11 protein-coding genes are annotated in these 12,296 nt (G+C 63.8%); 5 read left to right on the top strand and 6 right to left on the bottom strand.

Annotated elements, in window-relative coordinates:
- Positions 1-17: 17 nt before the first annotated feature.
- Together pcaF and otnI are read right to left on the bottom strand one after the other, a co-directional pair.
- Positions 18-1,220 (bottom strand): 3-oxoadipyl-CoA thiolase, encoded by a 1,203-nt coding sequence (gene pcaF, locus LPA34_RS18735; protein WP_228980972.1) that lies wholly within the window; start codon positions 1,218-1,220, stop codon positions 18-20.
- Between the two features lie 347 nt (positions 1,221-1,567).
- Complete coding sequence (otnI, locus tag LPA34_RS18740; protein WP_228980976.1) at positions 1,568-2,344, bottom strand: 2-oxo-tetronate isomerase; 777 nt, start codon at positions 2,342-2,344, stop codon at positions 1,568-1,570.
- A 161-nt stretch (positions 2,345-2,505) separates the two neighbouring features.
- Here otnI and LPA34_RS18745 point away from each other — a divergent pair, with 161 nt between their 5' ends.
- A complete protein-coding gene (locus LPA34_RS18745; protein ID WP_228980977.1) occupies positions 2,506-3,339 on the top strand; it encodes an IclR family transcriptional regulator in 834 nt (277 codons plus the stop codon).
- A gap of 33 nt (positions 3,340-3,372) precedes the next feature.
- Here LPA34_RS18745 and LPA34_RS18750 read toward each other — a convergent pair whose 3' ends face one another.
- Entirely contained in the window at positions 3,373-4,560 is a 1,188-nt protein-coding gene (locus tag LPA34_RS18750) for a M20 aminoacylase family protein (RefSeq protein WP_228980979.1), read from the bottom strand.
- A gap of 242 nt (positions 4,561-4,802) precedes the next feature.
- Positions 4,803-5,582: an alpha/beta fold hydrolase gene (locus LPA34_RS18755; protein ID WP_228980981.1), complete on the bottom strand. Its 780-nt coding sequence runs from the start codon at positions 5,580-5,582 to the stop codon at positions 4,803-4,805.
- A 154-nt stretch (positions 5,583-5,736) separates the two neighbouring features.
- Here LPA34_RS18755 and LPA34_RS18760 point away from each other — a divergent pair, with 154 nt between their 5' ends.
- Entirely contained in the window at positions 5,737-7,215 is a 1,479-nt protein-coding gene (locus tag LPA34_RS18760; protein WP_228980982.1) for an HD domain-containing phosphohydrolase, read from the top strand.
- Positions 7,216-7,269: 54 nt separating this feature from the next.
- Here the strand turns inward: LPA34_RS18760 and phnN are convergent, their stop codons facing one another.
- Entirely contained in the window at positions 7,270-7,824 is a 555-nt protein-coding gene (phnN, locus tag LPA34_RS18765) for a phosphonate metabolism protein/1,5-bisphosphokinase (PRPP-forming) PhnN (protein ID WP_228980984.1), read from the bottom strand.
- Between the two features lie 527 nt (positions 7,825-8,351).
- Here phnN and LPA34_RS18770 point away from each other — a divergent pair.
- Positions 8,352-9,134, top strand: a complete 783-nt coding sequence (locus LPA34_RS18770) for an ABC transporter substrate-binding protein (protein ID WP_228980986.1) — start codon at positions 8,352-8,354, stop codon at positions 9,132-9,134.
- A 367-nt stretch (positions 9,135-9,501) separates the two neighbouring features.
- On the top strand, positions 9,502-10,623 hold the full coding sequence (locus LPA34_RS18775) for a succinylglutamate desuccinylase/aspartoacylase family protein (protein ID WP_228980988.1): 1,122 nt from the start codon (positions 9,502-9,504) through the stop codon (positions 10,621-10,623).
- 102 nt (positions 10,624-10,725) lie between these two features.
- On the opposite strand, the gene LPA34_RS18780 is transcribed toward LPA34_RS18775, so the two are convergent.
- The gene (locus LPA34_RS18780; RefSeq protein WP_228980989.1) at positions 10,726-11,538 is read right to left on the bottom strand and encodes a MetQ/NlpA family ABC transporter substrate-binding protein; all 813 of its coding nucleotides are present in this window, start codon (positions 11,536-11,538) and stop codon (positions 10,726-10,728) included.
- A 293-nt stretch (positions 11,539-11,831) separates the two neighbouring features.
- Here LPA34_RS18780 and LPA34_RS18785 point away from each other — a divergent pair.
- Positions 11,832-12,296: porin (locus tag LPA34_RS18785; RefSeq protein WP_228980992.1), on the top strand; the 465-nt coding region annotated here is incomplete at its 3' end.

Genomic DNA, 12,296 nt, shown 5'->3' on the forward strand with positions numbered 1-12,296 from the left:
GCTACAGCAAAAAAACCCTAAACCCGCTCGATCGCAATAGCGATGCCCTGACCGACACCGATACACATCGTACACAGTGCAAAGCGACCCTTCGTGCGCTGCAACTGATACATCGCGGTGGTGACGAGACGCGCGCCGCTCATCCCGAGCGGATGGCCCAGCGCGATCGCGCCGCCGTTCGGATTCACGCGCGCGTCGTCATCGGCGACGCCGAGCATCCGCAGCACCGCGAGACCTTGCGACGCAAACGCTTCGTTCAGTTCGATCACGTCGAACTGGTCGATCGTCATGCCGAGACGCGCCAGCAGTTTCTGCGTAGCCGGAGCCGGGCCGATGCCCATCACACGCGGCGCGACGCCTGCGGTCGCAATACCGAGCACGCGTGCGCGCGGCACGAGGCCAAAGCGCTTCGCGGTTTCTTCGTTCGCCAGCAGCAGGGCCGCGGCGCCGTCGTTCACGCCCGAAGCGTTGCCTGCCGTCACCGTGCCATCGGGGCGCACGACGCCCTTCAGTTTCGCCAGCGTTTCGAGGCTGGTTTCGCGCGGATGTTCGTCCTGCGACACGATGGTCGGGTCGCCCTTCTTCTGCGCAACCGATACCGGCACGATTTCCTGCGCGAGTGTGCCGTCGCGCTGCGCGCGCGCCGCGTTCTGCTGGCTGCGCATCGCGAACGCATCCTGATCGGTGCGGCTCACACCGTAATCCTGCGCGACGTTTTCGCCGGTTTCCGGCATCGAGTCGACACCGTATTGCTGCTTCATCAGCTTGTTGACGAAGCGCCAGCCGATGGTCGTGTCGTAGATCGCCGCTTCCCGCGAAAACGCGCTGCCGGCCTTGTTCATCACGAACGGCGCGCGGCTCATGCTTTCGACGCCACCCGCGACCATCAACGCAGCCTCGCCCGATTTGATCGCGCGCGCGGCGATGCCGACGGCATCCATGCCCGAGCCGCACAGACGGTTGACCGTCGAACCCGGCACGTCCAGCGGCAACCCTGCGAGCAGCAGCGACATGCGCGCGATGTTGCGGTTGTCTTCACCCGCCTGATTGGCGCAGCCGTAAATCACATCGTCGATGACCGACCAGTCGACGTCCTTGTTGCGCTCCATCAGCGCCCTGAGCGGCACGGCGCCGAGATCGTCGGCGCGAACCGACGACAGCGCACCCGCATAGCGGCCAATCGGCGTACGAATTGCATCGCACAGGAAAGCTTCGGTCATGTGATGTCTCCATTTGCAGGCTGCGCCGCTTTGTGTTTCCAGCCGGCGCCTGACGCGAAATCCGCCCGACAGCCTGGCATCGTTCGCGATGAGCGGAACAGATTCTCTCAACGTCCCACGCCGCTCATCGCGGGACTGGAAGGACTGGATCGCGATTCAAAATATGTTCTATATACGAACAATATATCGAATAGCGAACATTTAGACTGGATAGTAGGGTCTACCGGCGACCCGTGTCAAGCTGCATCAGATGCAAAGGCAGGCATACGTGCAGTGCGGAATGTGCCGAAAAAGCCCACGCCGCCCGTATGAGTATGGTCGCGTTTCTGGTCCCGGCGTCGCACGCGTTACAGCCAGCGCCTGAGCCACCCGAGCCCGGCTGACGTGCCCGCGCGCGGCCGGTATTCGCAACCGGTCCAGCCGTCATAGCCCAGCGAATCGATCAGCTCGAAAAGATACGGATAGTTGATTTCACCGATATCGGGCTCATGCCGCTCCGGCACGCCTGCAATCTGGATATGCCCGATGTGCGCCATATCGCGCCTGAGTTTGACTGCCAGATCGCCTTCGACGATCTGGCAGTGATAGCAGTCGAACTGCACCTTCAGGTTCGATGCGCCGACTTCCGCGCAGATGGCCTGCGCATCGTCCTGACGGTTCAGAAAGAAACCCGGCATGTCGCGCGTGTTGATCGGTTCGATCACGACCGTGATGCCGTCGGCCTGGGCGGCCTGCGCAGCGTACGCGAGGTTCTTCAGATAAACCTCACGGTGACGTTCGCGCGACTGGTCCGCGGCGATCAGTCCGGCCATCACGTGCAGCCTCCGGTTGCCCAGCACGCGCGCGTATTCCAGCGCCGTGTCGATGCTGCGCCGGAATTCGTCTTCCCGCCCCGGCACCGATGCCAGGCCCCGGTCGCCGGCGGCCCAGTCGCCGCACGGTGCATTGAAGAGCGCCTGCGTCAGTTGATGTTCGTCGAGCCGCGCTTTCAGACCGGCAGCGGGAAACGCGTACGGGAACAACACCTCGACACCCTTGAAGCCATCACGCGCCGCGGCGCCGAAACGATCGAGGAACGGGTGTTCGTTGTACATCATCGTGAGGTTGGCGGCAAAGCGCGGCATCGTGCTGTCTCCTGCATGACGGGTTTTCGTCCGTCTATCATACAAAGAGTCGCGGTCCCGGCGCCGCTGAGGTGTCGTCAAGGTTGGCGAAACGCGGGTCATACGCTATCGTCTCGGCTTTCGAGGCCACTCCGCCGGCCATCGCTTTTTCCCTGAGGCACATGAGCAAAGCTCTTCCCGCGTCCCCGTCGCTGTCCGCCAACGCCGCGCAAACCCCGGAAGCACCCGACAAACCGGGCGATTCGTACGTGCAGTCGTTTGCACGCGGCCTTGCGGTGATCCGCGCGTTCAACGCGGAGCGCCCCGAACAGACGCTCACCGACGTCGCCGCCGCAGCCGGGCTCACACGCGCTGGCGCGCGCCGCATTCTGCTCACGTTGCAGACGCTCGGTTACGTGGAAGCCGAAGGGCGCCTCTTCCGGCTGACGCCGAAAATCCTCGATCTCGGTTTTGCGTATCTGACGTCGATGCCGTTCTGGAATCTCGCTGAACCGGTGATGGAGGAACTGTCGGGGAAAGTGCACGAGAGCTGCTCGGCGGCCGTGCTCGACCGCACGGAAATCGTCTATGTGCTGCGCGTGCCGACGCACAAGATCATGACGATCAACCTGTCGATCGGAAGCCGTCTGCCGGCTTACTGCACGTCGATGGGCCGCGTGCTGCTCTCCGCGCTCGACGACGACGCGCTCGACGCGACGCTCGGTGCGACGCAACTCTACGCGCACACGCCGCGCACCGTGACCGACAAGGAAGAACTGAAAAAGCTGATCGCACAGGTGCGCCGCCAGGGGTGGGCGATTGTCGACCAGGAACTGGAAGGTGGTTTGATCTCGCTGTCCGCGCCGATCCGCAACCGCCAGGGCCGCGTGATCGCGGCGATGAACATCAGCGGCAACGCGCAGCGCAATTCAGCAAAGCAGATGGTGAAGGCGTTTCTGGAACCGCTGCAGCACGCCGCGCAGACCGTCTCCGACATGGTCGCACGACGCGGCTAGCAACGCGCTGCATCGCGTTCGAACGTCGGCGAACTACTCGAGAAACCGCTCGACGAGGCGCGTCCAGAACGCGGCGCCCACCGGCAAATTGAAGTCGTTGAAATCGTAATGCGGGTTGTGCACCATGCACCCGTCTTCGCCGACGCCGTTGCCGATGCGCAGGAACGTGCCGGGGCGCTTCTGCAACATGAACGCGAAATCCTCGCTGCCCATCAGCAGGTCGGTGTGCGCGACCACCTTGTCGTCGCCGACCAGTTCGCGTGCCACTTCGATCGCGAATTCCGTTTCCGCGTCCGAATTGACGACGACCGGATAGCCTTCGATGTATTCGACAGTCGCCTTGCCGCCATAGCTGGCCGCCTGGCCTTCCGCGAGCTCCGTGATGCGCTGTTTCAGCAATGCACGCACTTCCGGGCTGAACGAGCGCACGCTCAGTTCGAGCTTCGCCGAGCTGGGGATCACGTTGTTCGCGATGCCCGAATGCATCGAACCCACCGTCACGACCGCCGGTTGCGACGGATCGACGTTGCGCGCGACGACGGTCTGCAACGCCATCACGATGCTCGCGGCAATCACGATCGGATCGACTGTCAGATGCGGCCGTGCTGCATGACCGCCGACCCCTTCGATGTTGATGATGGCCTTGTCGCCGGCTGCCATGAACGCGCCCTTGCGGAACAGCAGCTTGCCCGGCTCGGCGCCCGGATGATTGTGCAGACCGAACACGGCGTCGCACGGAAAACGTTCGAAGAGACCGTCTTCGATCATCTTCATCGCGCCGCTGTCGATGCCGGTTTCTTCGGCCGGCTGAAAATACAGATGCACGGTGCCCGAAAAACGGCGCGTCGCGGCGAGATGCTGCGCGGCGCCGAGCAGCATCGCCGTATGGCCGTCGTGGCCGCATGCGTGCATCTTGCCGTGCGTGCCGCTCGCGTACGGGAGGCCAGTCTGCTCGACGATCGGCAGCGCGTCCATGTCGGCGCGAATCCCGATGCTGCGTGTACCTGCGCCCAGCTTCATCGTACCCACCACGCCCGTCCTGCCGACGCCGCGCGTCACCTGCCAGCCCCACGCCTCGAGCTTTTCCGCGACGAGCGCCGCAGTGGCGACTTCTTCGTACGCCAGTTCGGGATGATGGTGAATGTGGTGGCGAATCTCGCGCAGGCTTTCGGCGGCGGGAACCAGGTCGTCAATTTCGGCAAAACGCCGTGCTACGTTCATCACTGACTCCAGTCGTATCAGGCAGGTCGCGCCGTATATCACGGCGAATTGCCAGCATTATATCGACGCCGTCCAGCTTCGATGCGATGCCCGTTCCTGCCCGAACGCTAAAACCAGCCTGCGCCGGCCGGCCGGAATCGCCACGCGAACAGGCGCGCACGCCCACGCGAGGCGCGGGCTTCGCGTGGGCGTATCCCTCTGCACGGGCACGACGCGGATGCGCCCTACCCGTTCAACAACACTTACCGCACCTTGCTCGCCGCGGCGATGATGGCGTCCGCCACCGCTTTCGGCTGGCTGAGCATCGCGACGTGGCTCGCGCTGACCCGCGTGACGGTTGCGTCGATCTGGCTCGCCATCGCTTCCTGCAAACGCGGATCGATCATGTGATCCATGCCGGTAATCACGAACGTCGACGGCTTCGTGTGCCATGCCGCCGTGGTCACCTTGTCATCGGTACAGCCGGCGAACCACGGACCCTGCGTCGCGGCGACGAGGCGCGCCTGGGCCGGCGGCAGATCCTGCGCGAACTGATGGATCACGGCATCGGTCGACAGCGTCAGGAAGCCCGCGGAGTCCTTCTGCAAGGCGCTCGCCCACGCCGGCGCCGGCTTGCCCTTCAGCATGTCGTTGATCGACTGGCCGCTGTCGGGCGCGAATGCCGCCACATAGACAAGCGACTTCACCTTGTCTTCATTGCCCGCCTGCGTGATCACGACGCCGCCCCACGAATGGCCGACCAGCACCACCGGGCCGTCCTGCTGCTCGATCACGCGCCGTGTCGCGGCGACGTCGTCGTTCAGCGAACTGAGCGGATTCTGCACCGCGACCACGTGCAGACCGCGCGCTTCGAGCAGTGGAATGACCTTGTCCCAGCTCGATCCGTCGGCAAACGCGCCGTGTACCAGCACGACGTTCTTGCCCTTCAGGTCCTGCGCGGGCGCGGCGTGTGCCGCTTGCAGCGAAAACAGGCTGCCAAGCAGCAGCGCGGACGTCAGGACTTTTTTCAGCAGCGTATTCATGATGGGCTTCCTCGCCTCGGTTGGATTGAGACGGACTATCTCAGGGCGAGCGTCGCCGCGGTATCGGTCGAATGACCGACCCATCGGCTGGAATTCCCTGGCACGTTTATAGTAGGCACCGTCAAGACGGCCGGTTCGGGAGGCGCAGCGGAGCATGCAGACACAGCAGGACAATGGATCGGCGATTCGGGTGTTCGACGCCGTCAAGGCACTCGCCTTCATCGGCGACCTGAGCATGGGGCAACCCACCGATCACTCGCTGCGCACCGCGTGGCTCGCCGCGCAACTCGCACAGGCAAGCGGTTTCGATGCGGCCGGCTGCGACACGGTGCGCGAAGCGTCGCTGCTGCGCTGGTCAGGCTGCACGGCGAACGCGCCGGAATTCGCCGATGCGCTCGGCGACGACATCGCGAGCCGCGAAGCGATGCTTGCGCTGCGCCCCGACTGGGACAGCGCGCTCGACGCTCGAGGCGGCACGAGCGCCGCGATGACGCCTTTCGCGAAGATTCACTGCGAGGTATCCGGCGAAGTCGCACACATGATGGGTCTCGCGAGCGGGACAGAAACGGCGCTGCGACACATTTTCGAGGCGTGGGACGGCACCGGCCTGCCCGATCGCATGGCGGGCGGCTCGGTGCCGCTCGCCGTGTTCGTCGTCGCGCTCGCGGGCGACCTGGAAATCTTCAGCCGCATCTATGGGTTCGAGCGCGCGCTCGCGCTGATCGCACAACGCGCCGATGCGCGCTATCCCGCGCGGCTCGCTTCGCTTGCCGTCGATCACGCGGCGCAATGGCTGGCCACGCTCGACGCGATGCCGATATCGCGTCTCGACGACGCGCTGCTGACGCCGCCGATGCGAGAGGCCACCTCCGCCGAACTGATCGCGGACGTGATCGACCTGAAGCTGCCGTGGATGACGGGTTATTCGCGCGCCGTGGCCGCGACGGCCGTCGCATGCTGCAAGCGGCTGGGAACCGGGCCGCAGACGCAGGAGCGTGTCTATCACGCGGGCCTGATTCATGGCATCGGCCGCGCCGCCGTACCGAACGCGGTATGGAACACCGCCACGCGCCTGTCGGCGTCGGCGTGGGAAAAAGTGCGCCTCGTGCCGTACTGGACCGCGCGCGCCGGCAAGCAGACCGGCGCGCTCGCGCAGGCGGCGGAACTGGCGTCCTACGCGTATGAACGGCTGGACGGCTCCGGCTACTTTCGTAGCGTGGGCGCCCAGGCGCTGACGCTGGAGGCGCGCGTTCTCGCGGCATCGGTGGCGTGGGTGGCGCTGCGCTCGGCGCGTCCGTGGCGCGATGCGCTGACCGATCCCGAAGCCGCCGAAGCGCTACGCACCGACGCCCGCGAGGGCCGCTTCGACGCGGAAGTCGTCGAAACGCTGCTCGCGTCAGGCCCGACGCCGCAGCAGGGGCTGCGCTACCGGCCTCAGGGGGTGCCTCTTTCGACGCGCGAAATCGACGTGCTGCGTTCGATCAGCCGCGGTGCCAGCAACAAGGAAGCGGCGCGTGAACTGGAGTTGAGCCCGAGCACGGTGCGCACGCACGTCGAAAGCGTGTTCCGCAAGCTCGAGTGCTCGACGCGCGCGGCGGCCACGCTGAAGGCGTCGGCGATGGGATTTCTGTAGGCCGGTCACGTCAGGTCAGGTCACGGCACGGCACGAATTCAGATGCCGGCGGCGCTATCGTCGCGTCGCCGCGCGCCGCACGACTTCGACGAACGCGTGCCCCGCTTCTTCGAGCGCACCGGAGTTATCGATCACGGTCAGCGAGACACCCTGTGGCAACGTGAAGGTGGCGCGCCGTGCCAGCCGTTCGGCAACCTGCCCCGGCGTTTCGCGCGCCCGGGCGCCGAGCCGCGCTTCGAGAATATCGGGCGCCGCATTCACATGCACGACGACTGCGCGCGGATAACGCGCCAGCGCTTTCGCCAGATGCGCCCGCGAACCGTTGACGACCACCGTGCAGCCGCGTGCGAGCCACGCATCGAGCTCGATGCCGATGCCGTAACGCAATGCGTGGCTCGACCACTCGAGCGCGAACAGGCCCAGCGCCGAGCGCGCCTCGAATTCCTCGTGCGTCAGGGCAACGTGGTTTTCCCCCTCGCCTGCCGAACGCGTGATGTAACGATGCGCGAACACAACGGGTTCGCCGGGGATTTTCTCGCGCGCAAAGCTGAGCAGCGAGTCCTTGCCCGCGCCGGATGGCCCCATTACGTAAATCAACTGGCCGCTCATCGAGTCTCCATTGAACGGGGTAAAACGCCTGACGTCGCCAGTCAGGCCCACGGATGGCCGCTTGCCTCGATGCATTCTAACGCGCGCGACACATCGCCCCCGCGATAGAGGGCATGCTCCAAAGCCGCGTCCGGCGTGCCTGGCGCGTCGATGAAAGCCGCCGCGCGACGCCGAAGATCGAAACCCGCCGGTTTCCGGCCGCACCGCGTGACGTGGCGACGCCGTGCACCGTGGTACGCACGGGGCGTGGGCCTGACTCCAGCCGTCAATGCAAAGCTGTCATCCGCCTTTCATCCGGATCTTCAGAGCGCTTTTGCTGCAAGTGCACATCGACGCCGAAAGAGCACGCCCGTTTGCTATCCGGTGTTTCACTAGCTACACGGATTTTTTTTCTTGGTAAGCTTGGCGCGCACTGCTGGCCCACGCTGGCAGACAATAACCATGTCCGGTCGCGACTCGCGCCGGGTAGTGTTCCGCGGCGGCACAACCCATGCGGGGCAATCTGAACCACTCCGAGGAGTAAATAAGTGAAAAAACTGCTGGCGACTTTGACGGTTGCCCTGCTTGCCACCGTCTCGATTACCGCACACGCTAAAGACTGGTCCACGATCCGCTTCGGCGTCGACGCCAGCTACGCTCCGTTCGAATCCAAAGGCCCGGACGGCAAACTGGTCGGCTTCGACATCGACCTCGGCAACGCAATCTGCGAGCGCCTGAAGGCAAAGTGCGTGTGGGTTGAAAACGATTTCGACGGCATGATCCCGGCCCTGAAGGCCAAGAAGTTCGACGGCGTGCTGTCGTCGATGTCGATGACGCCGCAGCGCGCTGAACAGATCGCCTTCTCGTCGAAGCTGTTCAACACGCCGACGCGCCTGATCGCGAAGAAGGGTTCGGGCATCATGCCGACGGCTGAATCGCTGAAGGGCAAGAACGTGGGCGTCGAGCAGGGCACGATCCAGGAAACCTACGCGAAGACCTACTGGGAAGCCAAGGGCGCGAAGGTCACGCCGTACCAGAACCAGGATCAGGTCTATGCCGATCTGTTGTCGGGCCGTCTGGACGCAGCGCTGCAAGATGCAGTGCAGGCTGAGATCGGCTTCCTGAAGACGCCGCGCGGCGCTGGCTTCGAGTTCGTGGGCAAGGATCTGGACGATCCGAAGATCCTCGGCAACGGCGCTGGCATCGGCATGCGCAAGGAAGACACGGATCTGAAGGCGAAGGTCGACAAGGCTATCGCTGAGATCATCAAGGACGGCACCTACAAGAAGCTCGAAAAGAAGTACTTCGACTTCGACGTGTACGGCAGCTGATCCACGACGGCACGTCTTCGGGCGCGCCGCCGAGGTCTGAGGAAACGGGCTCCGCGAACAGGCGGAGCCCGTTTTGTTTTGGGCGCCACGACGCGTTCTCCAGCTGGCCGGCGCGGGCCGGCGCGGCACGCGGCATCCGCCGCGCCTGACGGAGAAACCACGCTGCCTCGCCAGAATCGGCTAAGATCGAATGATTCGCAGCCAGTTCGTGTACGAAGCGTCACGACGTGTCTTCCGCTTCATGCCCGCTTCGTGACAGCAGAACTCGCTGGTTATCACGATTTTTTCGCTCGCTTTGTCAACGCTTTCATCCCCTGCAACCAACCGAAAACGCTGCCTGCCTGCTGCTCGCGGCGTCTGAAGAACCATGCAAACCCAGACCCATCCGCTGATTTCCCCGACGCTCGGCACCGCGCGCAACCTGACGAGTTTTCACTACGGCGCCGGCGGTGGACAGAAAATCTATATCCAGTCGTCGCTGCACGCCGACGAGCTGCCCGGCATGCTGGTTGCGCATGTCCTGCGCCAGAAGCTTGCCGCGCTCGAAGCGGCCGGCAAGGTGCGCGGCGAAGTCGTGCTCGTGCCGGTCGCCAATCCGATCGGCCTGAACCAGCATGTACACAGCCATCTGGCGGGACGCTTCGAAGCGAACAGCGGCCAGAACTTCAACCGCAACTTCTACGATCTGGCCGGGCTCGTGCAGCCTGTGATCGAAGCGCGTCTCACACACGACGTCGACGAAAACCGTCAGGCCATCCGCCTCGCGATGCGCGAAGGCCTCGACGCGCAACAGCCGAAGAACGAACTGGAGTCGCAGCGGCTAGCACTGCAAAAGCTCTCGTACGATGCCGACGTCGTGCTCGACCTGCATTGCGACTGGGAAGCCGCGATGCACATCTACACGAACCCGGACATCTGGCCGGAAGTGGAACCGCTCGCGCGCTATCTGGATTCGAAGGCGTCGCTGCTCGCGGTCGATTCAATGGGCAACCCGTTCGACGAAATCCACAGTTTCATCTGGTCGGATCTGCGTAGCCACTACGGCGACCGTTTCCCGATTCCGAACGGCTCGGTGTCGGTCACGATCGAACTGCGCGGCCAGCGCGATGTGTCGTATGAACTCGCGGAACGCGACGCGCAGGGCATCATCGAATATCTGACGCATCGTGGCGTGATCGAAGGCACCGCAGCCGACATGCCGCCGCTCGAATTCGCCGCTACGCCGCTCGCCGGCAACGAACCCATCGTCGCGCCGATCACGGGTGTCGTCGTGTACCGGCCGGGCGCCCAGGTGGGCACGTGGGTCGATGCAGGCACCGAGATCGCCGATATCATCGATCCGCTGACGGGCCATGTCGCGACGCTGAAGAATGCGGTGGCCGGCGTGCTGTACGCGCGGCATTCCGCGCGCTTCGCGACCGCCGGGCTGGAAGTGGCGCGTGTGGCAGGCGCGAAGGCGTATCGCACGGGGTCGCTGCTGTCGGCATGACGCGTAGCACGGCTTCTGTGGTTTCATGACCGCTGCGCCCATGAAAATCGCCCGCTAATGCGGGCGATTTTCGTCTGGACATCCGCGTTTCGCGGGAGCGCGCTAGAACGCCGGCACAATCGCGCCCTTGAACTGCGTGTCGAGGAACCGGCGCACGTCGTCGGATTCGTACGCCGCCACGAGTTTCTTCACCCACGGCTTGTTGCGGTCCTGCTCGCGCACGGCGATCAGGTTCGCGTACGGCCCCTTCAGGTCCTCGATGCCGATCGCGTCTTTCGTCGGCTGCAGACCGGCTTTCACCGCGTAGTCGGTGTTGATCGAAGCGGCGTCGAGATCGTCGAGTGCGCGCGGCAACTGCGCGGCATCAAGTTCCACGAGCCTGATTTTCTCCGGATTTTCCGCGACGTCGAGCGGTGTCGCGTTGACGCCGTTTACCCCAGCGCCCGCCTTCAGCCTGATCACACCATATTTCTGCAGCAGCAACAGCGCACGGTTCCCGTTCGACGGATCGTTCTGGATGCCAACCTTCGCGCCTTCCGGCAGGTCCTTCAGCGACTTGTACTTCTTCGAGTAGAAGCCCATCGGCGACGTATAGGTCAGGCCGACGTTCACGATCCTGTAGCCCCGCTGTCTGATCTGGCTGTCCAGAAACGGCTGATGCTGAAAGCCGTTCGCATCGAGATCGCCCGCATCGAGCGCGGCGTTCGGCTGCACGTAATCGTTGAACTCGATCACCTTGAGCGTCAGGCCGTCGCGCGCCGCGACCTTCGTCACCACCGACCAGATCTGCGCATCGGGACCGCTCATCGTGCCGACCTTGATGACCTTGTCGTCGGCACGGGCCAGGGTTGTCGCCAGCGTGGCACCTGCTGCCGCCAGCACGGCGAGCGTCTTGATGAGTGTTCTGCGCTGCATACGTTCCCCGTTGAATCCATGAATGTTGGATGGGCATCGTCACACGGTGCAGCCACGGCGATAACCAATGAATTGTCATACGCATATGCAGCCGCTCACGCAGAGCATATGCGCGCATGCCCTGCTCGAATTCGTCGATGAGAAACGGCGCCTGTCGTGCGCATGCGACACATTTCAAAAAATAACTGGCCTGTCATATTCAGTTCCCGGCAGTCGCTTACATTTCGGGCCATCGCATGACCAGCCGTAGAGCGTGGCGTGTCGATCGCATCTTTTCTAATCGGAGAAACGTCTTGAACAAGAAAGTACTGACCACTGCTATTCTCGCCACGTTCGCAGGCGCGGCTCACGCGCAAAGCAGCGTGACACTGTACGGGTTGATCGACGCAGGTATCAGCTATGCGAACCACTCCAAGGTTGGCAATTCGCACGACGATCTCGTCAAATATGACGACGGTGTAGCGTCTGGCAGCCGTTGGGGCCTGCGTGGCACCGAAGATCTTGGTGGCGGCCTGAAGGCGATTTTCGTACTCGAAAGCGGCTTCAACAGCGGCAACGGAACACTCGGCCAGGGCGGCGCGATGTTTGGCCGCCAGGCGTATGTCGGCGTGACGAAGGACAACATCGGCTCGTTCACGATGGGTCGTCAGTACACGTTCAGCACCGACTATCTCGGCGCCAACTATTCGACCGGCAGCCAGACCGTCGCGGGTAACTACGCTTACCACATCAACGATATCGACCAGCTGACGTCCAGC

It is taken from the genome of Paraburkholderia gardini, assembly GCF_907164575.1.
GTDB lineage: Bacteria > Pseudomonadota > Gammaproteobacteria > Burkholderiales > Burkholderiaceae > Paraburkholderia > Paraburkholderia gardini.